The organism is Aeoliella sp., from assembly GCF_965227375.1.
GTDB lineage: Bacteria > Planctomycetota > Planctomycetia > Pirellulales > Lacipirellulaceae > Aeoliella.
The window spans coordinates 2,991,512-3,013,439 of record NZ_CBDDFX010000002.1; the positions used below are offsets into that span (position 1 = coordinate 2,991,512).

21 protein-coding genes are annotated in these 21,928 nt (G+C 60.1%); 6 read left to right on the top strand and 15 right to left on the bottom strand.

The features are described from left to right. Window positions 1-109: 109 nt before the first annotated feature. The 8 genes from ACQK2L_RS24770 to ACQK2L_RS24805 all read right to left on the bottom strand — a co-directional run bounded on the left by ACQK2L_RS24770 (window position 110) and on the right by ACQK2L_RS24805 (window position 6,331). Window positions 110-706 carry a hypothetical protein gene (locus ACQK2L_RS24770; RefSeq protein ID WP_425399727.1) on the bottom strand — a complete coding sequence of 199 codons (597 nt, stop codon included), beginning with the start codon at window positions 704-706 and terminating at the stop codon, window positions 110-112. Next, on the bottom strand, window positions 706-1,677 hold the full coding sequence (gene trpS / locus ACQK2L_RS24775; RefSeq protein WP_425399728.1) for a tryptophan--tRNA ligase: 972 nt from the start codon (window positions 1,675-1,677) through the stop codon (window positions 706-708). The genes ACQK2L_RS24770 and trpS overlap by 1 nt, the downstream gene beginning before the upstream one ends. Window positions 1,678-1,799: 122 nt before the next feature. Next, the gene (locus tag ACQK2L_RS24780; protein WP_425399729.1) at window positions 1,800-2,705 is read right to left on the bottom strand and encodes a dihydroorotate dehydrogenase; all 906 of its coding nucleotides are present in this window, start codon (window positions 2,703-2,705) and stop codon (window positions 1,800-1,802) included. Between the two features lie 114 nt (window positions 2,706-2,819). Continuing rightward, on the bottom strand, window positions 2,820-3,053 hold the full coding sequence (locus ACQK2L_RS24785) for a hypothetical protein (RefSeq protein WP_425399730.1): 234 nt from the start codon (window positions 3,051-3,053) through the stop codon (window positions 2,820-2,822). A 210-nt stretch (window positions 3,054-3,263) separates the two neighbouring features. Then, entirely contained in the window at window positions 3,264-3,674 is a 411-nt protein-coding gene (locus ACQK2L_RS24790) for an HU family DNA-binding protein (protein WP_425399731.1), read from the bottom strand. A gap of 473 nt (window positions 3,675-4,147) precedes the next feature. After that, window positions 4,148-4,576, bottom strand: a complete 429-nt coding sequence (locus ACQK2L_RS24795) for a YkgJ family cysteine cluster protein (RefSeq protein WP_425399732.1) — start codon at window positions 4,574-4,576, stop codon at window positions 4,148-4,150. A gap of 134 nt (window positions 4,577-4,710) precedes the next feature. Continuing rightward, window positions 4,711-5,691: a GTP 3',8-cyclase MoaA gene (moaA, locus tag ACQK2L_RS24800; RefSeq protein ID WP_425399733.1), complete on the bottom strand. Its 981-nt coding sequence runs from the start codon at window positions 5,689-5,691 to the stop codon at window positions 4,711-4,713. 211 nt (window positions 5,692-5,902) lie between these two features. Continuing rightward, on the bottom strand, window positions 5,903-6,331 hold the full coding sequence (locus ACQK2L_RS24805; RefSeq protein ID WP_425399734.1) for a molybdenum cofactor biosynthesis protein MoaE: 429 nt from the start codon (window positions 6,329-6,331) through the stop codon (window positions 5,903-5,905). Window positions 6,332-6,803: 472 nt separating this feature from the next. Between ACQK2L_RS24805 and ACQK2L_RS24810 the strand changes: the two genes are divergently transcribed. Then, window positions 6,804-7,736: a hypothetical protein gene (locus tag ACQK2L_RS24810; protein WP_425399735.1), complete on the top strand. Its 933-nt coding sequence runs from the start codon at window positions 6,804-6,806 to the stop codon at window positions 7,734-7,736. Window positions 7,737-7,750: 14 nt separating this feature from the next. Beyond that, window positions 7,751-9,475 (top strand): hypothetical protein, encoded by a 1,725-nt coding sequence (locus ACQK2L_RS24815; protein ID WP_425399736.1) that lies wholly within the window; start codon window positions 7,751-7,753, stop codon window positions 9,473-9,475. Window positions 9,476-9,636: 161 nt separating this feature from the next. Here ACQK2L_RS24815 and ACQK2L_RS24820 read toward each other — a convergent pair whose 3' ends face one another. The 6 genes from ACQK2L_RS24820 to ACQK2L_RS24845 form a co-directional block, all read right to left on the bottom strand. Then, complete coding sequence (locus ACQK2L_RS24820; protein WP_425399737.1) at window positions 9,637-10,251, bottom strand: hypothetical protein; 615 nt, start codon at window positions 10,249-10,251, stop codon at window positions 9,637-9,639. A gap of 4 nt (window positions 10,252-10,255) precedes the next feature. Further along, a complete protein-coding gene (locus ACQK2L_RS24825) occupies window positions 10,256-10,501 on the bottom strand; it encodes a MoaD/ThiS family protein (protein ID WP_425399738.1) in 246 nt (81 codons plus the stop codon). 98 nt (window positions 10,502-10,599) lie between these two features. Beyond that, the gene (locus ACQK2L_RS24830; protein WP_425399739.1) at window positions 10,600-13,605 is read right to left on the bottom strand and encodes an anaerobic glycerol-3-phosphate dehydrogenase subunit C; all 3,006 of its coding nucleotides are present in this window, start codon (window positions 13,603-13,605) and stop codon (window positions 10,600-10,602) included. A gap of 110 nt (window positions 13,606-13,715) precedes the next feature. After that, entirely contained in the window at window positions 13,716-14,273 is a 558-nt protein-coding gene (gene folE / locus ACQK2L_RS24835; RefSeq protein WP_425401127.1) for a GTP cyclohydrolase I FolE, read from the bottom strand. Window positions 14,274-14,636: 363 nt separating this feature from the next. Continuing rightward, on the bottom strand, window positions 14,637-15,356 hold the full coding sequence (locus ACQK2L_RS24840) for an LON peptidase substrate-binding domain-containing protein (protein WP_425399740.1): 720 nt from the start codon (window positions 15,354-15,356) through the stop codon (window positions 14,637-14,639). 195 nt (window positions 15,357-15,551) lie between these two features. Then, entirely contained in the window at window positions 15,552-16,316 is a 765-nt protein-coding gene (locus tag ACQK2L_RS24845) for a Bax inhibitor-1/YccA family protein (RefSeq protein ID WP_425399741.1), read from the bottom strand. A 248-nt stretch (window positions 16,317-16,564) separates the two neighbouring features. Here ACQK2L_RS24845 and nth point away from each other — a divergent pair, with 248 nt between their 5' ends. Both nth and dcd read left to right on the top strand, forming a co-directional pair. Beyond that, entirely contained in the window at window positions 16,565-17,287 is a 723-nt protein-coding gene (nth, locus tag ACQK2L_RS24850) for an endonuclease III (protein WP_425399742.1), read from the top strand. A 126-nt stretch (window positions 17,288-17,413) separates the two neighbouring features. Then, window positions 17,414-17,986 (top strand): dCTP deaminase, encoded by a 573-nt coding sequence (gene dcd, locus ACQK2L_RS24855; RefSeq protein WP_425399743.1) that lies wholly within the window; start codon window positions 17,414-17,416, stop codon window positions 17,984-17,986. 84 nt (window positions 17,987-18,070) lie between these two features. Here the strand turns inward: dcd and ACQK2L_RS24860 are convergent, their stop codons facing one another. Continuing rightward, window positions 18,071-19,561 carry an AAA family ATPase gene (locus ACQK2L_RS24860; RefSeq protein ID WP_425399744.1) on the bottom strand — a complete coding sequence of 497 codons (1,491 nt, stop codon included), beginning with the start codon at window positions 19,559-19,561 and terminating at the stop codon, window positions 18,071-18,073. Between the two features lie 375 nt (window positions 19,562-19,936). Between ACQK2L_RS24860 and ACQK2L_RS24865 the strand changes: the two genes are divergently transcribed. Next, window positions 19,937-20,842 carry an HDOD domain-containing protein gene (locus tag ACQK2L_RS24865; protein WP_425399745.1) on the top strand — a complete coding sequence of 302 codons (906 nt, stop codon included), beginning with the start codon at window positions 19,937-19,939 and terminating at the stop codon, window positions 20,840-20,842. A gap of 162 nt (window positions 20,843-21,004) precedes the next feature. After that, window positions 21,005-21,859: a formyltetrahydrofolate deformylase gene (locus ACQK2L_RS24870; protein WP_425399746.1), complete on the top strand. Its 855-nt coding sequence runs from the start codon at window positions 21,005-21,007 to the stop codon at window positions 21,857-21,859. The last annotated feature ends 69 nt before the right edge of the window (window positions 21,860-21,928 follow it).

The following is a 21,928-nucleotide window of genomic DNA, read 5'->3' on the forward strand; positions in this document are numbered from 1 at the left end:
CGAGGGCCGAAGCCGTGGCCTTCAAGTGTAGCTGGATTCGCAAGAATTCAGTGAATCATCAGCAAGTTCAGCAACTTGCTAAACATGAAAGTTCTTTAGTAAGCGAGGGTTAGCCCGGGGGATCGACCGAGATTCGAATCTCCGCTCCATCGGGCAGGTCACGCAGTTGGTCTGCTAGTGCCGCGTGGGCGTGCAACGCGTCGAATACCGGCACAGTTCCAAGCGACGGCGGCTTCTCGGATTTCACGACAAACGGTGGATAAGCAAAGAACACCATCCCCGGCTCCAACGGTCGCTCAATGCTGAACGAAAGAAATCCTTCGGGGTCTGCCAGGTAGGCTGCAAAGAACCCATCGAGACTCAAGTTCAGTTCTTCCAAACCTCCGTCTTCCGCCTTCAGCCGAACGACGTGGCTCTTGCGCAACAGGAATTGATCTCCCATGCAGTCTTGAGCAAACGGCACGTCAGTCGGCGCAACTTCGGCATATAGTTCCGACAAGGCGTGATCGTCTTTCCAGACCTCTCGCAGGGAATGCCAATCGGGAGCGGTACAAGCACCACGAACGTGCAATCCACCACGAAACAGGATGAACCCGTTGCACTGCTTCAGGTAGTGCTGCAACTCATCCGGGCACGCAGCAAGTATCGCGTCATCGTCGAGTTCAGGCCCAGACCAAGTCGCATCCTGGAGCAACTCGGCGATCATCACCACCCCTTCACACCGCAAGCCTCTTGCGCTCGCTTGAGCGTGTCGCCAGCCTTGGCCCGCGCCTTCTCGGCACCGGCGGCTAATATCTCACGCACCAACTCAGGCTTAGCAGCAAACTCCTCGCGGCGTTCGCGCACTTCGGCCCAGTACTCTTGCGCCGCGTTGGCCAGGGCTTTCTTCACTTCGCCGTACCCGAAACCACCTTTACGATAAGTCTCGCTCATCTCGGCGACTTGCTCGTCGGTGGCGACCAGTTTGTAGAGGTCCATCAGCACGTCGCCTTCGGGGTCCTTGGGATCCTCCATCGGGCGGCTGTCGGTCTGGATCCGCATAATCTGCTTTCGCTGCTTCTTCTCTTCGTCGAACACGGCCAGCGTGTTGTTGTAGCTCTTGCTCATCTTCTCGCCATCGAGCCCAGGCACCTTGGCGCTTTGGTCGAGCACCTTGCCTTTGGGCATGACGAACGTTTCGCCGAAGTGATGATTGAACGAACCGGCGATGTCGCGGCAGACCTCGATGTGCTGCAGCTGGTCCTCGCCCACCGGCACGATGTCGGCGTCGTACGCCAGGATGTCGGCCGCCTGCAGCACCGGGTAGGCAAACAACCCCGCGTCGGCCTTCAGCCCCTTGGCAATCTTGTCCTTGTAGCTCACGCATCGCTCCAACAGCCCCATCGGCGTGCCGGTCATCAGCAGCCAACACAGCTCGCTCACTTCCGGCACGTCGCTCTGCACAAACAGCACCGCCTTCTCGGGATTGAGCCCCAACGCCAAAAGGTCGGTGGCCCCGTCGAGCGTGTACTGCTTGAGCAGTTCCTGATCCCGCACGGTGTTGAGCGCGTGCAGGTTGGCGATGAAGTAATACGACTCGGTGGCGGTGTGCTGCAGCTCGATGTACTGCCGAATGGCGCCGAAGTAGTTGCCCCAGTGAAAAGGGCCGGTGGGTTGGATGCCGGAAAGTACGCGCATGGTGGTGGAGGGGTCGGGGTTTGTTGTCTCGAGAGTTACTAGCCCCGGCATTTATGCCGGGGGATGATATCTATGTATCTTCATCCTTATCCCATGGCATGAATGCCAGGGCTAATCAACAGCTACGCAACCAGCGTCCCCACGACCTCGGCCACCGAACTCGCTCCCAACTCCTTGAGCGCACCCGGCAACGCATCCAAGACTTCCATACTAGCTTGTGGTTTGTAAAAGTTCACCGTGCCGAGTTGAACTGCGGTGGCGCCCGCCACCAGGAACTCCATGGCGTCGTCAATATTGGCAATGCCACCGATGCCGATAATGGGGGTGTCGGTCACCTGCCGGGCCTGGTACACGCATCGCAGGGCGATTGGCTTGATCGCGGGGCCGCTCAGTCCGCCCATCACGTTGCCCAGCATTGGTCGGCGGTTCCGCCAGTCGATCGCCATGCCCAGGCACGTGTTGATCATCGACAACCCGTCCGCTCCGCCCGCCGAGGCCGCTTTGGCCATGTCGGCGATGCGAGTGACGTTCGGCGTGAGCTTCGCCAGGATCGGCACCTCGGTCGCTTCGCGACAGCGACGCACCAGGTCCTCGCACATCGCCGGATCGGTGCCGAAGTCCACCCCTCCAGACACGTTGGGGCAGGAGATGTTCAGTTCCACGGCCGCCACGCCTTCGACTCCGTCGAGCTGCTGGGCGAGCTCCACGAACTCGTCCGCCGTGCGGCCTGCGACGCTCACTACGATCGGCACGCCGAGCGATGCCAGGTACGGCATCAGCTTCTGGAGGAACGAGTCGATACCGTCGTTGTCCAGGCCGATGGAGTTCAGCATGCCCGCTGGCGTCTCGATGGTTCGCCAGGGTGCGTTGCCCGCGCGGGGCTGCTTGGTGATGGTCTTCGGCAGGATGCCACCCAGACGCCCCAGATCCACCAGACCCTGCATCTCGCGGGCGTACCCAAACGTGCCGGAGGCCACCATGACTGGGTTGGGTAGCCGCAGTCGGCCGAGCGAGACGGACAGGTCCACGAGCGCAGGTTTCCTCAAGCGTTACTAGCAAGTCACAGGGTCAAACCGGCAATGTACCGCGCGTCCCACGGCGACGCGAGCGGCCCAACTGCTGCGGTGTGGCCCGAGTGGCTGCTAAATAACGCCGCCGTGCGTCACGAACGGCTTCATGTGGCTTGGCTGGTCGAGGAACCAGATTCGCTCCCACTCGTCCATCATCGCGCCCAGGTCTTCGGAGGTGAAGATCAACTGGCGGACGCGGCGAGCAGGGTCGCCCGAATAAAGCGGCAGCAGGCAACCGACGTTCGACATGAGGACGCAGGCCAGCAGGCCGGTCAACAACCATTTCCGGGAATGGCACTTACGCATGGGACTGGTACTCCTCCTTGAGTAACCACCGGCCCAGTGGGCGAACGCCCTGGAGGCTCGGGGAGACGTGATTCCTACTGTTGCGGCCGAAGCCGCGGGGTGACAAGTTCTTGGGATAAGTGTTTTGCAGCCAACAAGTTGCGCGGGCGATGAGCCGGCGATGGTCGGCTTTCCTTCAATCCTTTGAAGGAGTGTCTCTCGCCTGCTCGTCTACTCGTAACTCGTTTGTTCGCTTGGTGTTGGCGTCGCTGGGGGCGGCGCCGCGGCGGTGTGGCCTGACGAGCCGTTCATCTCGGCCGCCTCGGCCCGCTCACGGGCTTCGCGTTCCTCGTTAGCGCGACGTTCCAGCTCGCGGACGCGTGCTTCCATCTCCTTACCAGGCTTGAAGGTTACGACGAATTTCTCCGGTACCGATACCTTCTCGCCGGTGCGGGGATTCCGCGCCTTGCGGGCCGCTCGTTTCTTCACTTCGAAGACCCCGAAATTGCGAAGCTCGATCCGATGGTCCTCGACCAGGGTCTCCACAATCGCGTCGAATGTCTTCTGGACGATCTCTTTGGTCTTGAGCTGGGTGAGCCCAATCTCCTCGGAAATGGTCTTTACGATCTCTTTTTTGGTCACGACAGAATTTCCTCGTCCGAAGAGCTGATTTGGGCAGCGAAAATGGCCCTGATGACGACGTGCTGTCTTGCTCCAAGTGTAATTGTAGCAAGCACTAGAGTCAAGATTGACGCTTCGCCGACACCCGCTCTGGTACGGGATTCTGCCGCGCTCTGTTCGTTGATTCTGCTGCCAGCTGTGGGCTGAACAAAACGCACTTAAACCCAAATTGTCAAACAACTTACGAGTCGCCACCAGGCTCGCGAACCGGCTCGATTTGGAGAAAATCGCTGCAAATCTATATTTAACAAAGACTTGCGAAAATTCTCGCCGCACTCGGCCTATCGCTATCCGCGCAGTCCAATGGGGACTCACAACTAATCATCGGTCGCTCCGATCAGCAAACTTCATCCAATCGGAAAAGTTTCTCAAATCCCTACGGTCCTCTATCCGGGGTCGAGGACGACCCGCCTCGCTAGCACTTACAGCAAGCTTCACACGCGGATCTTCGCTCGCTCCGATTCGATGTGCTCGATGTCGTACAGCTTCCCTTTGCCCGCGCCGGGGCATTCCTCGCAGGTCGCTTCCCAAGTCTCCGGCGTGCGGAGGTTCGAGTCCCAGAACGGCCAGGTGCGGCACTGGCGCGGTCGGGCGGCGTAGACTTCGCACTTGCGGGTTTTGCCATCGAAGAACACGCAGTCGCCGTTGTCGAACTCGATCAGGCTCTTCCGCACGCCCACGCTGCGGACGTACTTGGCTTCGAAATCCGGGACTTCCATCTCCATCTCGGCCGCCAGCAGCTCAATGTCGGCCTTGTTCACCCACACGTAGCCCGGCGCCCCCGTGCAGCAGTCGCCACACCCGGTGCATTTGAACCGGAGACCGTCGGCGTACCAGGGAGTGGGGGGCTTCTTTGCAGGCATAGGTTTCGTCGGTGGTTCGATACGAGGGAAGTTTTTAATGACCAATGACGAATGTCCAATGACCAAATGCGCCAACGTAACGGGTTTGCCGACGAAGTATTGGTCATTGTTAATACGTCATTGGTCATTCATAACTACCCTCCGATCTGGTACATGGCCCTTTGCGGCCGCAGGAACGTTTGGTCGTCGATGCCGTGGCCGGGCTTTTTGGCCGCGATCGACTCGCGGACCAGTTGTTCGATTGCTCCGTCGCTCGCCCCCTCACGCAGCAGCTTCCGGGCGTCCGACTCGGTTGTGCTGAACAAGCAGTTGCGAATCTGGCCTTCGGCGGTCAAGCGTAGCCGATCGCACGCCCCGCAGAAAGGCTCGCTCACCGGGTTGATGAACCCCACGCGCCCGCTGCCATCGGCGAAGTCGTAGTCCACCGCTGGCTGACTGGTGTCGGTCCGCTCGGCAGGCGCCAACGGGCCCAGGTCGCGCTCGAGGATTCCACGAATGGCCTCGCCGGTCAGCACACGATCGTGCTGCCAGGCACCTTCAGCATCCAGCGGCATGAACTCGATGAACCGCATCACCAGCCCCCGCGACCGCGCGAACTGAACTAGCGGCACCACTTCCTCTTCGGTCTCATCGCGAATCGCCAAAGCGTTCAGCCGAATCGATGCAAACCCCGCCCGCTGCGCCGCGTCGATACCCGCCAGCACTTGCTCGAGTCCCTGCCTGCGCGTCATCCGCTCGAACTTCGCCGCGTCGAGCGTATCGAGGCTAATGTTCAACCGATCGAGTCCCGCCTGCTTGAGCGGCTCGGCTTGCTCGCCCAGCAGCATGCCGTTGGTGGTGAGAGCCAAGTCTTCCAGACCATCGATCTCACGGAGCATGGCGATCAGCGTCGGCAACTCCGCCCGCACCAATGGCTCACCGCCGGTGATGCGAATCCGAGTCACACCCATCGGCACAACCACGCGAACGAAGTGCGTGATCTCCTCGAACGACAAGATCTCACTCCGCGGCAAGAACCGCACCCCTTCGGCCGGCATGCAGTAGAAGCAACGAATGTTACACCGATCGGTAACGCTGAGCCGCAAGCTCGTATGCGTGCGATCAAACGAGTCCACAAGCGGAGGTCGAGTTGGAAGGGAGTCAGCCAAGTTAAGTGAGCCGACGGCGCTAGCCGCGGGTAACGTTGTGAGTAGGTGAGTAAGTGTGCTCAGTTCCCTCCCCCGGGCGATTTCGCGCGGGTGGGAGTCGACACGGCCAAATGACTTGGTCGCGAAATCGTTTGGGGGAGGGCTAGGGTGGGGGCCGAATTGCCAAGCCATGATCCCATTAACCGATCCCCGGATGCACCCATTCGGTCTCCCCTCCTTGGTAATGTTCCTGCTTCCAAATCGGCACGTCCTGCTTCAATGTATCGATGAGCCACTCGGCCGCCTCGAAACTCGCGCGTCGATGAGGGCTGCTGACCACCACGGCGACGCTCGCCTCGGTGATCGGCACTTCGCCCAGCCGGTGCACAACGATGCACTCCACCAGCGGCCACCGCTTCCGCGCGGCCGCTTCCAGCTCTTCGAGCTTCGCGAAGGCCATCTGCTCGTAAGCCTCGTACGCCAGCCGCTCGGTGTGCTTGTCGCCCGCCGCATCTCGGGTTTGGGCCCGGGTGATGCCGACGAACGCCACCACCGCCCCGGCAGCCGGCTGACTGGCTCGCGCGACGAGCGGGGGGAGTTCGATCGGCTTGTGAGTCAGCGAGATCACCGTGGAGAATTCCGAGGTCTTAACTTAGTTGTTTTCTACTAATATTCGACGCCGGCCCAAAACGGGTTTTGGGCCAGTTATGGGGATAAACGATCCATTGGCCCAAAACCCCATGTGGCTTTAGGCCCCATTAAACTCGTAAACCACTTGTTTTGCAGCCTCTGGCTAGTGGTCGCGGGACCGAAACGCGAGGGGTTTTGCCCCAGGGTTAACCGCAGGTGGACCAAAACCCCAATTGGCCCAAAACCCTCGGCCCAATCTCGGTGGGGCAACTCGCGGCCCACGTGGCGGTCCGGCTCGTGGGTTCGACCCCCCAAATCCGGAAGGACTCTCCACCTAGCCGCAGCGTCCGCTCTGCACCGCAGAGCACGTCCATTAGAACAGATTGGTGTGCGATTTCTACGGCGGATTTCTTACACTTGTGGGATTGGTGCGGAAGCGGAACGAGGATCTAACTTTGGAGGGAAATCCGGTGCGGACCATACTTCTATCCTGCTGCGTGGTGTGCTGCGTCAGCCTGGCCTCCGCTCAACAAACCGTAGTGGAGGTGAGCGCCCCGCTAGCTGTTCTGAGCGATGACGATTCCCACGTGACGCAGGCCAGTTTTCGTCGCATTGATACACAACAGCAGTGGTCGCAGGTGTGGCTCGAGCACCTGGACATTGAACCTGTTTACGACAATCCCAACCGCGAGTCCTTCCAAGTCGATTTCAAGCGGTGCATGGTGGTGGCCATCTTCGGCGGCGCGACCACGAACACCGCAGGCTACAGAGTCGACACGGTGACGAACGAAGTAAACACTGTTGTCCTACGGTTCGAAGCGAGAACCTACCAAACAGCGGGCCCCAACGGAGGTGCAGCGCATGTCACCCCCTACGCATTTGTCGTACTTCCGAAAACGACAAAGAACATCGTGCTGGAGCGTTCTGCAGAGCGTTACAAGGGACAGCCACCAGTGTGGAGGAAAGTGGCGGAACTTCCTGCTGCCACCGTCACGCCAAATGCACAACGCTCGAGCTTAGCGCACCCGAAACGTGTTGATATCCCAGACGACATTCCTTTCGTGCTTGTCCGCAACGCGCGGGAGAAGGATGGCACGGTGTATAAGCAGCGTCTGCACGCTGCATTCTCCTACGAAAGCGCACATCATCAGGCCTGGGAAGACTGCCTGGAGTGGATTGCTTCTCCCTATCGCAAATCGGGCGCATTCCGGGCACCCATCCCTCAAACGAACGACCCCTACCTACTCCGCGGCCTGGAGGATGGGTCCAATGATTGCATGGCTAGGATTCAAGCGCTTCGCGAAGCGGGACACACTGATGAATCGATTCGCCAACTAGCCCAACAAACGCTACAGCAATCCGGCGTTTACTCTTCCGCTCCACCACCACCTCCTGCCAATTGACTTGAAGCCACGGAGTGGCGACCGCGCATAGCCTGGGACGTCAGTCCCAGGAACAGTTGAGAATCTATCTCCAGCCGCGGAGCGGCGACAGCGAACCCTGGTGGCTAAATACGGTCTTACTCGCATACGGCACCTTATTGGTATGCTGGGTGAGTCAATGGTCACGTTCCACCGAGTTTTTCATCATCACGGTCGCGACTGCCAGCGTGTTCAATCTCCAATTCTGGACAGTAGCAGACGTGAGGAATTCAGCTTTGAACTTTCAGCCAGATTGTTCATTCATCAGAGAAGGGAAACCGCTCGAGGAGTGGCTATGGCTGCTGCTCGACGAATCGGCTTCGGTACGCATCCACGCTGGCGAAGTGCTACAGGCGATGGAATGGGGGATGCCTTCGGCCCACACCGACTTTGAAGACATGGCGGAGATGCCAGATGTCGAGTCGCAATCTCCTCGCTTTGCGGCACACCTCAAAGAAGTTGTTGGTGGTGCCGATTTCGATTCGGCGCAGTTTGTGGAGAAACTCGGTGCTTTTAAGTTGGCTTGTTCGAGAGATTGGAATCAGCGCGTTCGGAAAACGTGTACACAAACTTCCGTGCGTGATGGAAAATACCATCGCATCGCCGAACGTCTCCTGACGACCATCAATTCTACAACGGACAGCGACGAGAAAGGAACGGCCGAGAGTAGATTGGCGAAGCTGAACGCCGCTTATTGGCGCGGCGGTTGTGATGTCGATAACAACATATTCCAAGGAGCGGAAGCGGCCGCAGCTTCAGGTTTTGCGGCTAACCGAGTCTTCGATCTGTTGGACCAAGAACTGCTGGCCGCACCCTCCGTGCTGGAAGCCTTACTGTCAGAGTCTCAACTTCGGCACCAAGCCTTGTCTGCTATTGAGAGAATCGGTCCCGCTTCTGCTCAATTCGCAGACAGATTGATCAACGACATCGATCGACAGCTTGATGAAGACAATGCGAGCCATTGGTTTGACGGGGCTGGTGCACTTGGTTCCGTTGGAAGAGACAATCCTGCCATTGTGCAACGGATGATTGATCGATTGACCCACGATTCGAGCATTATTCGCTGTTCAGCGGCAAGTGTGTTGGAGCACATAGGGCTAAGCGTCTGCGATCGGCATGAAGAGATATGCAATCTGCTGCTCTCCTTGCTGGACAATGACGAAGACTGCTGCGCCGCGGTGCTCGCGCTGGCGTCGGTTGGTAGAGACTTCGCCGCGGTGCGAAACCGAGTGCTGATGCTGGCCCAGCCTCGAGAAGCAAAGCTCAGAACTTATGCTGACTATGAAGACACGCAATACGATCTCACCATGCAGGAGCGAGGTGTTGCGATCTCTGCAATGAAGTACCTTACTTCTTATCCGGAAGAGTGTGTTCCGGTGCTCGTGGAGGCGCTCGATTCGTTCGAGGAGTACGATCCAGATCACGGCTACCATGGTCCTCACGCAAGGGTCGCTGATGTCGTTGCAATGTTCGGTGAGTCTGCATCAGCGGCGGTTGTCCCGCTTGCAAATCATCTACAGGATGATCCAGATGAAATGCCAAGTAGCATCTTAGAGGCCCTTGCAAGCATCGGACCCGCGGCGAGCGCTGCGATTCCGGCGCTGCACGACCTTCGCGAAAGGTTCTCCGAATATTTTAGTGACGAAACAGAACTCTTCGATAAATCGGACAATCCTGTGGGCTGGACCATTCAGCAGATCGAAGGGACTCCTGAGGAGTAGGCAGTGGCTCGGGAGTGTGTAGTTACTGCCTAATATCGACGAACAACACAAGCAGGTCGTAGAGTTGGAAAAGATGCACTTGGAGATGCTGAAAAAGGCGCTAAGCGAACGTCCCAAGCGAGGAGAAGCTGACAACCATCGCACTTCATAGCTAGCGATGGCTACTCATAGATCTGGCCACAATAGACAAAGTCCTTGAAATCCTCCCATCGAATGGATGCTATCTCCATCTGCGGACTTGGCACGTCCTCCGGTTCCAAAGCGCAGATTGAACCATCTTCTGCAATAGCTGCCATTTGACCCGGCACAAAATCGCGTCCTGTGTCGTCACCCGGCTCCCAACCACCTAGCGAGCCAGCTGTCGCGCATTCCAGGTACCCATGAGGTTCGAAGTTGTACCATGTCGATCCGCGTGGAGATTCCAGGCCAAAGTAACGCCACTTGTTTTTCAGATCTCCCGATTCATCCATTTCGCGCAAATCGATTATCTGCCGAACCACTGTGGCGTGCCAACCAGCATATTCCGACGCTTCGTGGGGAAGTTCCTCGTATTGCTCTCGCCATTCGTCCTGAAAGGGCGCAGGATCATCCGTAAAACCTGCGGCAAGGATACCGTAGAACTCACTCAACTTGAGTGACGCGCGGTCGCTGAGAGCCGCGGCGTTGTTGAGAACTGCGAGGAGATAGCGTTCCAGTGACCGTTCACTATCCTTGTGCTGCTTTAACAATTCATCGATGGCGAGATAGAGATCGCGATTTGTTCTCAAGTCATTCATCTCACTACCCCCCACTCACCGGCGGAATCAGCGCCAATTCCGCTGCTGTGTCCACCGCCGCATCATCGCTCACGAACTCTCCCCCCGCTGCCAGTCGGCTCACAGTCACCAGAGGTGCGAGCGGTGGGTATTGTGCGGCGAGCGCGGCTTTCAATTCTGCGTAGCTCGCGCCGTTGGGGAGTTCGACGCACGCGGTCGACTCGCTTGCGACTTCGCGGGCGGCGGCGAAGAGGAGGACTTGGACGGTCATGGAATGGGGTTAACGCTACTTGGTGGTTCGCCCTCCCCGCGGCTGAGACCGCGACCCTCCCGGGGGGAGGGTGAGTTCCTTCTGCAAGGGAAAGGGGCTTATGGCTGACTACTTGCGGGGTTCTTCGGTCTTGTTTTTAGCGACTCGGGCACGTCGATCAGGCCGTAGGCGGCGGCTAGGACTTTGATGGGGTGTAGCGTTGGTTTGTGCGTGCCGCCGTCGATTTGCAGGGCGCAGGTGCTGCACTCGGTGACCGCCGCGTGGTACGGGCCGTCGCGCACTTCCGAGATCAGCGGCAGTCCGATACGCAGACTGTTGCGGTAGTTCTTGCGTTTCAGGCCCCATGTGCCCGCCATGCCGCTGCAGCCTTTTTCCACCTGGTGCAGGGTGAGCCCCGGCACCAGCCGCAGCAGGTTGCCCGACGGCGTGCCGACCTCCAGCGCCCTCAAGTGGCAAGGCACGTGGTAGGCTACCTCGTAGTTCTGGTACTCGAAGTCGAGCTTCAGGCCGCCGCGCTGGTGCAGTTGCCACAAGTAGTGGCTGGCGTCCTGCGTGTTCTCGGACACCAGGCGGACGTCCTCGTCGTCTTCTAACAACGCCGGGTACTCACGCACCAAAGCAAGCACTGCGGTTGGCTCGGTGCAAATCACCTTGTAGCCCAGCCGCACCGCCTCGACCAACGCGGCCACGTTGCGATGGGCCACTCGCCGAGCGTGCGAGAGGTAGCCCGAGCTAATCAGCGGCATGCCCGACTGGTGCTGACTCGGCGGAATGTAGACGTCGACTCCGTTGTGGTCGAGCACTTTCAACAGCGCGTCGACCAGCGCGGTATCGAAGTGATTCGCAAACGTATCGACAAACAGGGCAACGCGATTCTCCGACTCGCTATCCGGTTGCTTGCGCTGCTCGCCCGACAACGACTTCATGAACGAGCGGCTGGCGAGCTTTGGCAGCTTTCGCCCTTGGCTCAGGCCGAGCAGCTTCTCCATGATCCACCGCGCCTGAGGGTTGCCGAACAACCAGTTGGAGAGTCGCGGCAAGCGGCCGGCGATACGGATCATCATGTCGATGCGGGCCATCAGCCAGTCATACACATTCGAGCCGTTGCTGGCGACGTACTGCCCCTTGGCTTCGACCATCAGCCGCGGAATGTCGACGTTCGCCGGGCACTCGATGCGGCACATGTGACAGTGCACGCACAGGTCGGCCACCTCTTTCAGGGCCTCCGAAAGCGTGGTGTCGGGTGGCAACTGACCGGTGAGCACCGCCCGCATCAGGTTGGCCTTGGCTCGCGGCGAGGCTTCTTCGCGCGGGGCGAAGCGATTCACGGGACACATCCGCGTGCCGGGCGCACGAGTGCGGCAGGCTGCGCAGCCGTTGCAACTGCGGGCCGCGTGGGCCATCTGATCGACGTTCCAATTGAGCTGCAACTCGACCAACTGCCCTGCCCCGCCAGTCTTGGCCACGGGAAGCGAGTCGCCACTACCGCCGGTCGCGCGGTCGACGTCGGGCGACACCTGGCGCAAGTGATGAATCATCCGCGCTCCGGACTCGGGCACCACCTTGCCGGGATTGAGGATGCCTTCGGGATCGAAGATGCGTTTGAGTTCGCGGAACACGTTCACCAGCGGCCCGTACTGCCCCGCGACAAACGGCGTACGACTCAGGCCATCGCCGTGTTCGCCACTGATGGTTCCGCCCAGCAGCCACACCTTCTCGTACAGCTGGCTGGCAAGGCGTTCCATACGGCGTTTTTCGTTGGGGTTCGCCAAGTCCATGAACGGCCGTACGTGCAACTGCCCATGCCCCGCGTGGCCGAACAGGCTGGCGGTGACTTGCTCGCGTTTGAGCACGTCCTGCAGGTGACGCAGGAACACCGGCAGCGCGCCGACCGGCACGGCCATGTCTTCGACAAACGGCACCGCGCGACGCACCCCTTGCAGGCGATGCAGCGTGGGAACAAATCGCTGGGCGAGCTCCCAGAACAACGCGTTGTCCGATTCGTCGGTGGCAATGTGCGCGCCAGCCGCCAGGCGAGTGACGTTCGTTACCAGGTCGACCGTCGCTTCGAGCTTCTGGTCGACTTCCTCGCGCGTCTTGCCGTAGTGCTCCACCAGCAGCACCGCTTCGGCCGCGCCGGGGATCAGCAGTTCGTAGCGAACATCCAGCTCGCGCGCCAGGCTCAGGTGCCGGCGATCCATCAAGTCGCAGGCAACCGGCTTCAGTGTCAGCACTTCCTGTACCGCCCGGGCAGCGCGGTCGAGGCTCTCGAAGATGAGGATCGCGCAGCCGTGCTCGGTGGGCAGGTCCTGCGTCTCGACCACCAACTCGGTGGCCAGCGCGAGAGTTCCCTCGCTGCCGACCAACAGGCGTGCCAGATCGAGCTGGCCGTCTTCCAGCACGTCGCTTAGATGGTAGCCCGACGAGTTGACGTGGCTGTGAATGTTGGTGGAGCGGATGGTGCCGCGATTGCGATCGATGAGCGTCGCCACCGACCACACGAGTTCCTGCAGTCGCTCGTCGGCGGTGGGCGTTTCGGAAAGCACCGGGGCGGCCTCGGGCACCGGGTGGCGGCCCACGTCGAGAACGGTTCCATCGGACAGCACCACGCGCATCTGGCGAGTGTGATCGCGCGGCGTGCCATAGCGGAGAAAGTGGCTGCCGGTGGCGTTCACTGCCACCACGCCGCCCATGGTCGAGACGCTTGAGCGCGCCGGGTCGGGCCCGAACACGCGGCCGTGCGTCGCCAGCAGGCGATTCAGCTCACCATGCACCACGCCCGCCTGCACGCGCACGGTGTCGGGACGAAGCTGCAACACGCGACGCATGTTGCGCGAGAAGTCGACCACCAACCCACGCCCCAGCGCTCCGCCCGCCAAACCGCTGCCGGCACCACGGGCGTGCAGCGGCAGGCCATGCTCGCTGGCGTAGCGCGCGGTGGCCACTACGTCGTCGGTGCTGTTGGGTCGCACTACGCCATGCGGTCGGATTTCGTAGCTACTGGCGTCGGTCGCGTACTGCTGAACGGTAACGTCGTCGCAATGCACCTCGCCGGCCACCAGCCCGCGAAGGTCTTCTTCGATGCGTTGACGTTCGGGATCCATGCAGGAGGGAAGAGGGCGTTAGAGACTAGGGAAAGGTAAGTATCGAGGGGCAAGGGGCGAGGGGCCAGAGGCGAGGAAATGCTCGCCCCCTCGCCCCTCGATCCTCGTCCCTAGCCACCATAGATCAGGTTCATCACTTCGCTGCGGCTGGAAAGGTTCGAGCGGAACAGGCCTTTCATCGCGCTGGTGACGCACAGGCTGCCCGGCTTGCGGACGCCGCGGATGGTCATGCAGGAGTGAGTGGCTTCGATCACGACGGCCACGCCTTTCACGTCGAGTTCGTCGATCAGCAAGTTGGCGATGGTCTCGGTCATCCGTTCCTGCACCTGCGGCCGCTTGCTCACCACTTCCACGACGCGAGCCAGCTTGCTCAGCCCCACCACGCGGCCGTTGGGCACGTAGCCGATGTGGGCCTTGCCGCTAAACGGCAGCATGTGGTGCTCGCACATGCTGTTGAAGCTGATGTCGCGGACCAGCACCAGTTCGTCGTATTTCTCGGTGAAGAACTTCTGCAGGTGGACGCGGGGATCGTCGTGCAGGCCGCTGAACAGTTCGGCGTACATGCGGGCGACGCGGGCTGGCGTTTCGAGCAGGCCTTCGCGGTCGGGATCTTCGCCCACGGCGGCCAGGATCTCGCGAACCGCGGCCTCGATCCGCGGAAGATCCACCTCCGACGGAACTGGAACATCGGTCGAAGTCGCCTCGCCGTCGAGCGAGCCGGTTTCGCTGGGACTTTGCACTTGTGTTTCCTTCTTTCGAGTCGTCTCGGGCGCCCTGGCACGGGCGGCCCTCCCAATGAAGATTATGGTTGCTACCACTGCCGAGCGAAAGTCGCCCATGTGAGCCGAACGCCCTAGCGTCGGGTGGCCCGGCCGCGAACGTCAGCACTAGGGAACCCGAGGTTAGCGCCCCACGGCTCACACGCTAGTGCTTTGTCAAACGAGTCTTTGCGGATAGTGATCTCGACATCCGCCTGGAAATTTCGGTGACGTTTTGCGATCGCTATCCGAAAAGTTCGGCTTGACGAGATACTAATTCGCACTGAACGGCGGCGGGAAGCCCGAGCTGAGCCCCATCGAGAGCACGCCGGGCTGCGAGGGTGAGACGTCGGCGCCCAGGCAATCGAGCAAGGTGCGGGCGCGGCGGGCGACGCATGGTTCGGCGAGCAACTCCAACTTCTGGCCGCTACCCAGTGGCAAGGCGTAAGCAACCAGGTCGGTGAGCGCGGCCAGCGGCAGATTGTTCTGCAGCAGCGGCTTGAGCGAACAAGGCGCGTCGCCCGACGCCATGCGTCGCTGAAACACGTCGACGATGCGCTCGTGCAATATCGCGGCCTCGTCGTCTTGCTCGCACACAGGAATGTCGTGCACTAGCTCCGCTCGCGCTTCGCGGAAGCTGCGTAGCGGGGCGAGTTCTTCCTCGATCCGAATCCGCGCTACGCCCATCAGCAGCAGGTTGTAACAACCATCGGGCAGTTTGTTGTGCAGCACCACCTTCCCCAAGCAGGCCCATGGCTCGACTGGCGGGCGGCCGGCGTAGTCGGGTTCCCAACCGGGCTTGAGCACTGGCATGGCGAGCAGTCGATCGCCCACCAAGGCGTCGGACATCATTTCGCGATACCGCTCTTCGAAAACGTGCAGCGGTTGCACCACGTGCGGGAACATCACCAGGTTCGGTATCGGAAACATCCGAACCGTGCCGGAAAACTCTCCTGGATCGAACTCGGCGTGATCGAAATCAGATGGAGACATCCTGAATACTCTACAAGTCGCGAAAGCAGAATCGATGCGTGGTAGGAGGTCCGTCTTCTATGTTCAATGATAGACCCCGACGCGAAATTGAATAGGTTAGTACGCCAAATCCCGAAGAAAATCGGCATTCTGGGCACAAAAAAACCCGACCGCAAGCGGATGCTTGCGGCCGGGTGTGGGGATTATGCGGGCTGCTCAGTCACGGCTCGAGAACGCAATCACGATTCGCAGGATGTACCAGAACAGCAAAGCCACCGAGGCGAACAGCGCCAGCGAGGCAGCCACGTGCTGCGTGGTGCGGTAGTGGTGCAGCACGTTTGACGTGTCGTACAGGATGTAACCCGATGCAAGCACCACCAGGGCGATCGGGAAGATCAACCCGGATGTCAGCCCTTGGAAGAAGAAGCTGGCGATGATTACACCGAAGACGATCATGCTGGCAATGCCCAAGATCGGTCCGAGGAACGAAAAGTCGGCCTTGCTAAAGAACACGCCCGCGGTGAGACCTGCAAACACGAAGAAGGTTAGTACTGCGGCCACCAAAATGGGATTGAATTCGATATTCATCCCAGGGATGGTGGTAACGTAGTGATTTGCAATCCACAACAGAGGCGCCAGGAAGATCGACTGGGCGAATACGTAAAGCCCCAGCCCCATGTACTGTTTATTGACGCTCGCTTCTGACTGGGCCCAGTTCTCAGCGATCCATCCAGTGATCATGAACCCGCCAAACATAATCAGGATCCAGAACGAACCTAACAGTTGTGGCATCCATCTTTCCATGGCCTCGCCGAAAACGCCGAAGTAAATGAACTCCAACGTCACCAAGGCGTAGACCGCCAGCATCAAGTGGATGTAGGTACGCTTGATGAACGCCAGTCGCTCGGCAGCCGGCGCGTCGGCGGCGATTTGACCGAACGTGGCATAGGGGTTGTTGGCTTGGAAGTCACCTTGGCTCATGGTAACGAGCTCCGCGGGATACTTGGGAGGGAGAGGAGAGCGCAGCGGCTCGCCGTATATTGCTAGTAAAAGGTATGCTCGGCGAGTTGCGGCGTCAAGAATAAACGAACGGCAAAACAGGTGGGATGTTGCCGGAATTAGCAGTTATGGGGGAGTCGCGTGGGTGGAAACCGCGGTTGGGCACCCGGGGGCCGGCAGGAAACTGCTGCCCACTCCCCACGGCGGCCCGGCCGCGTACAATCGGCCACATGGCCAAGAAAAAGATCGCGAAGAAGACGCCCACCAAGAAGGTGCCCGCCAAGAAGAAAAAGGCGCCCGCCGCCGCTGCGCTGCCGCCGGAGGAACGGAAGAAACAAGCCTCAAAGGTCGTCCGCCGGCTCGAGGCCGACTACCCCGACGCCGAGTGTGCCCTGGTGCACGACACGGCCTACCAGCTATTGATCGCCACGATCCTCTCAGCCCAATGCACCGACGAGCGGGTGAACATCGTCACCAAGGAGCTGTTCGCCGAGCTGCCCACGCCGGCCGACATCGCCGGGGCGTCGATCAAGAAACTGGAGAAGCTCGTCCAGAGCACCGGCTTCTTTCGCAACAAGGCGAAGAACATCAAAGCCTGCAGCCAGGCGCTGGTGGACGACTATGGCGGCGAGGTGCCACAGGACCTCGACGCCCTGGTCAACCTGCCGGGCATTGGGCGGAAGACGGCCAACGTGGTGCTCGGCACTGCCTTTGGCATTCCCACCGGTGTGGTAGTCGACACGCACGTCGGCCGCTTGTCTCGCCGGCTGGGCCTCACCGACAACACCGACGCGGTGAAGGTCGAAAACGACCTGATGGAAATCCTACCGAAGAAAAAGTGGATCGATTTCTCGCACCGCATGATCCACCACGGCCGCGCCATCTGCAACGCCCGCAAACCGAATTGCGAAGAATGCTCGATGCGTAAGTTCTGCCCGCAGATCGGGGTGTGAGGAGTCGCCACACTCAACTGCCACGTTTCTCCCCGGTTTTCCGGCGGGTTGAAAACCCGGGCCGCCTGGGGTGTAATTGCGGGCATCGGTTCGGGCACCGTACACGGGCAATGGAGCGGCACCGTCATGATTCTCTCCGGGCAGCAAATTCGCGAGCGATTGGGCGATGAGATTCTCATTGATCCCTTCGACGAAACAAACCTCAACCCCAACAGCTACAATCTGTCGCTGCACAACGAGTTGATGGTGTACGAAGAGCTGGTGCTCGATATGGCCAAGGCCAATCGGGTGCGGCGGATCGAGATTCCCAAGGAAGGGCTCACGCTCAGCCCCAACCAGTTGTACCTCGGTCGCACCATCGAGAAGACCACCACGCACAATCTGGTGCCGCAGATCGAAGGCCGGTCGAGCGTCGGAAGACTGGGCCTGTTTGTGCACGTTACGGCCGGCTTTGGCGACGTGGGATTCTCGGGCTACTGGACGCTCGAGATGTTCGCCGTGCAACCGATTCGCATCTACCCTGGCGTGCCAATCTGCCAGATCTTCTACCACGAAGTGACCGGCGAAGTAGTCGAGTACGCCAGCAAGTACCAACACAACCGCGACATCCAGCCGAGCCTGTTGCACGAAGAGTTCGCCGGAGGCAAGACACCCGACCCACAGTTGCCGCTCAAGTTTGGCAACGGAACCCAACGATAAGCAGATGTGCCGCGGTTGTTATTCACCCTCCCTCCGGGAGCGCTGCATTTGCGGCGGGGAGGGTGCGTCTCCACGGCCCACCGCTTACATCACCGCGAAGTAATTCTCCACGGCGAAATCGAGGCTTTCATTGGTCATCAAGGCCGGCTGCTTTACGTAGTGGCAGTAGTTCTTGATCTGCAGCAGCAGGTCGCGTGGCTGGCAGCACCGCATTGGACGCGACACAGCCTTGTAGTGCGTCGCGATCAGGTACTCGAGCGCCGATTGGTTATACTCGACACCGATGATGGGGGCCATGATCTGGAACAACTCGCGGAACGCGGGTTCCTCGGGATCGCCCACTTCGATCTTGTAAGGGATACGACGTAGGAACGCGTCGTCTACCAGGTCCCTTGGCTCCAGGTTCGTGGAGAAGATGATCAACTGGTCGAAGGGAACTTGAATCTTCTTGCCGCTCGCCAGGTTCAAAAAGTCGTACCGCTTTTCCAAGGGAACGATCCAGCGGTTCAGCAACTCGTCGGTGGTCATCCGTTGACGGCCAAAGTCGTCGATCACCAGCGTGCCGCAGTTGCTCTTGAGCTGCACCGGCGCTTCGCTCACGTTGGTGGCGGTGTTGAGCGTGACCTCCAGCGAGTCCATCGTCAGTTCACCACCCACGACGATCGTCGGTCGGCGAATACGGACCCAGCGGTTGTCGATCTTGCGGTTGTCCAACAGGCCCTCGAAGTCCTCCTCAGGCGCTGGCTCGTGCATACTGGGGTCGTACAGCCGCATGATCTCGCCGTCGATGCCCAGGGCGCGGGGAATCCACACGTACTCACCGAACGCCTTGGTCACCCGCTCGGCGATACTTGTCTTACCATTACCCGGCGCCCCGTACAGGAACAGACCGCGGCCGGAATTGATGGCGGGCCCCAGTCGTAGCAGCATCCGCTTGTCGATCAAGAGGTCGTCGAACGCCCGATGGAGGTCTTCCTCCGATGGGTGCTGGTCGGCCATTGTCTGCTTGGCGACGCTATCGATGTAGTGATCGAGCATGACCGGCGCTGAACCAAAGTAAGTGCAGTGCTCGCTGAGTTTCTTGGCGCGTTCACGACCTTTGTTCGTGAGTTGGTAGATGTAGTCGTTCATAACCGAAGCGCCACGATGCGCGACCATCTGATCCTGCTTCATCTGTTGGAGCAAGGGATCGACCAACCGGAACGGCAACTTCGCCTGATCGGACAGATCACGACCACTCGCCTCGCTGCGCGCATTGAGAATCTTGAGCAGCAAGTCTTCCACTTCGCTGTCGGTAAGCCCGGCGCTGCGCAGGTCGTCTGGTTCGCTAGGGAACCACGCGCCCTGACTATCGCGTTGGTCGGACATCGGCTCCGACTCCAACGACGTCCGAGCGGCCGGAAGTGCGGTGGTGGAGGGAACGCTGTCATTCACCTCTGCAGGAAGCGCCGGCATGTTGGCCGAGGGAGCTTCGTCGGCTGCCGTGAGTTCGTGAATCCGCGACAGCAGCACATCGAGCCGGTCTTCCGCGGCTTCCTTAGGGGCGACTTCCGGAGCATTTTCTGTGGTAGACATAGTATTTCGCTCAGTGTTATCGCGCAGAGGGGGCTATACACCTGGGGGCAGGACAAGGTAGGCAGCGCACGGGCATAGCGTCGGCGACCACCTGCCCGCGCCTATGGTAAAGGCTACTTCGATTCTGGCCTTGAGCAAGCAACAACCGGCCGACAACCACACCGGTGTAGGTGGTAACGATTGCAGCGGTTATGCAAGCGGGGTGCGTGCAACAGCGGCTTGCCGGGTTGCGAGATTCTTTCTCTCTCCCAAATCACGCGAGCTAGGTTTTACTGTCGCGAAGCGCGGGGTGCGTCGGTCATCGTCCACCAATCTCGCGCGCCGACGTAGCAGGCGATTGACTCGCTTCCCTGACCTTTAGCCCACGACTGTACCGTGACTGCGACCGCCACGAATGCGAAAGATGACCTCAGCGAAGGAACGCTAGAACTGCACAATGAGGCGCTCGAAACACTGTTTCAGCGACTCAGTGAGCTGTCGAGCTTGCCATCGATCGCGCTGCGAATCATCGAGGCAGCTGTCGACGAACACACCGACGCGGAAGACTTGCGGCAGTTGATCGAGCGAGATCCCGCGTTGGCGGCCCGAATTATCCGCATCGTCAATTCCTCGTTCTACGGGGTTCGCCAGGAAGTGGCCGACCTGCGGAGTGCAATCGCCCTGTTGGGCACCAAACAGATTCGCAACGTGGCGATCACCGTGTTCGTGTCGCGGCAGTTCAGCCCGTCGAACACCAAAGACACACTCGACCGCAACCAGCTGTGGAGCCACTCGATGGCCGTGGGCGCGGTGGCCCGATTGCTCGCCAAGACCTTACATGTAGCCGATCCCGAAGAGGCTTACCTGGCCGGGCTGCTGCACGACATGGGCCTGCTGATCATCGATCAGCACCTGGCTCGCCACGTGCCGAGGATTCGCACCTCGATGCAAGAAGGCCTGTCGCTGCACGAAGCGGTGCACAAGATTCTGACCTTCTGCCCGTCGCAGCTGGGCGCTTACGTAGCCTGGCGTTCGAAATTTCCCTCGCGCCTGGTCACCAGCATCGAATTCCATCACAAGCCGGAAGACTACAAAGGCGACGATCGCCAACTGACCGACCTGGTGGCCGTGTCGGACTACATCGCCACCCGCAGCGGCGCCGGCGTGATGCAACAAGCCGACCCGATCACGCCCAACCAAGACGTTTTTGAGCGACTGAGCCTGAACGAAGAGCGGTTGTCGGATATCTGGTCGAAGATCGACGAGACGCTCGAAGCCACCAAGGCCATGGCTGCCGTGTAGTGCAAGCCGCATGGGCGCGTGTGGCGGCAAGTTTGTCAGCATTCTCGCACAAACACACGCCACAAGTACTTGTAGTGCGCTCTGGGGCACCGTGCCGGAAGGCGCGACGTCCGCTAAACTGGAATTAGCTATTCGCTCCCTTCCGCTGTACGTATCGTCGCCATGCAAATCGTCATCACTGCCGTTGGTCCCGACAATCGCGGCCTCGCCGACCCCATCGTTCATTCGGTGACCGGCCTGGGAGCCAACATTGCCGAAATTCAGATGTACGACCACGACCAGCAATCGGTCTTCTCGATGCTGACCCGCGTGGAAATCGACAGCTCGCGCTGCCAAGAACTCCAAGACAGCATGGAAGAGGTGGCGCGGACGACCGGACTGTCGGTCCGAACGTGGTCGCCCCAGATCAAAGGTCGCAAGCCACGGCTGGCAATTTGCGTGACCTATCGTCACGAAACGCCGCTGGCCGTGTTGCGGGCGATTCGCGACGGGCACATCAAGGCCGATGCCACCGTGATGATCGGCAACCGCGAAAAGTGCCGGCACTTGGCCGAGCAATTCGATGTGCCATGGGAAAACATTGCCGACGACGGGGGCAACCCCAACGACGAGCGGTTGATCCACATCTGCGATGAGCACCAAGTCGACTACATCGTGCTCGCCCGCTACATGCGTGTGCTACCCGCTTCGAGTTGCTGGAAGTACGCCGGTGGGCGGATCATCAACCTGCACCACGGGTTGCTGCCCAGTTTTCCAGGCATTCGCCCGTACCAGGAAGCGTTCGCCAGTCGCATGTTGACCTACGGGGCGACTTGCCACTTCATCGTGCCGGAACTAGACGCCGGCAACCAGATTATCTACCAGTCGACGTTTACCGTCCCACCCGGCATGTCGTGCGACGAGATCATTCGCCGCGGGCAAGAGGACAACGAGCCGCACTGCCTGGTGGAGGGAGTCCGCCGCGTGGTCGACGGCGAAGTGCAACTGCACTTCAACCGCGTCGTAGCGGTCGACTAGCAGCGAAACAAAAGAACGGCCGGCGCCCCCCAAGAGGCGCCGGCCGCTACAGCGACTATTCGAAGCCGT

Excerpts from the sequence above, each read along its gene's own strand:
- trpS (WP_425399728.1), bottom strand. The coding sequence starts at position 1,677 with ATGCGCGTACTTTCCGGCATCCAACCCACCGGCCCTTTTCACTGGGGC.
- ACQK2L_RS24840 (WP_425399740.1), bottom strand. The coding sequence starts at position 15,356 with ATGTCTCCATCTGATTTCGATCACGCCGAGTTCGATCCAGGAGAGTTT.
- ACQK2L_RS24860 (WP_425399744.1), bottom strand. The coding sequence starts at position 19,561 with ATGTCTACCACAGAAAATGCTCCGGAAGTCGCCCCTAAGGAAGCCGCG.
- ACQK2L_RS24825 (WP_425399738.1), bottom strand. The coding sequence starts at position 10,501 with ATGACCGTCCAAGTCCTCCTCTTCGCCGCCGCCCGCGAAGTCGCAAGC.
- ACQK2L_RS24830 (WP_425399739.1), bottom strand. The coding sequence starts at position 13,605 with ATGGATCCCGAACGTCAACGCATCGAAGAAGACCTTCGCGGGCTGGTG.
- ACQK2L_RS24820 (WP_425399737.1), bottom strand. The coding sequence starts at position 10,251 with ATGAATGACTTGAGAACAAATCGCGATCTCTATCTCGCCATCGATGAA.
- ACQK2L_RS24845 (WP_425399741.1), bottom strand. The coding sequence starts at position 16,316 with ATGAGCCAAGGTGACTTCCAAGCCAACAACCCCTATGCCACGTTCGGT.
- ACQK2L_RS24870 (WP_425399746.1), top strand. The coding sequence starts at position 21,005 with ATGCAAATCGTCATCACTGCCGTTGGTCCCGACAATCGCGGCCTCGCC.
- ACQK2L_RS24770 (WP_425399727.1), bottom strand. The coding sequence starts at position 706 with ATGATCGCCGAGTTGCTCCAGGATGCGACTTGGTCTGGGCCTGAACTC.
- ACQK2L_RS24795 (WP_425399732.1), bottom strand. The coding sequence starts at position 4,576 with ATGCCTGCAAAGAAGCCCCCCACTCCCTGGTACGCCGACGGTCTCCGG.
- dcd (WP_425399743.1), top strand. The coding sequence starts at position 17,414 with ATGATTCTCTCCGGGCAGCAAATTCGCGAGCGATTGGGCGATGAGATT.
- nth (WP_425399742.1), top strand. The coding sequence starts at position 16,565 with ATGGCCAAGAAAAAGATCGCGAAGAAGACGCCCACCAAGAAGGTGCCC.
- ACQK2L_RS24785 (WP_425399730.1), bottom strand. The coding sequence starts at position 3,053 with ATGCGTAAGTGCCATTCCCGGAAATGGTTGTTGACCGGCCTGCTGGCC.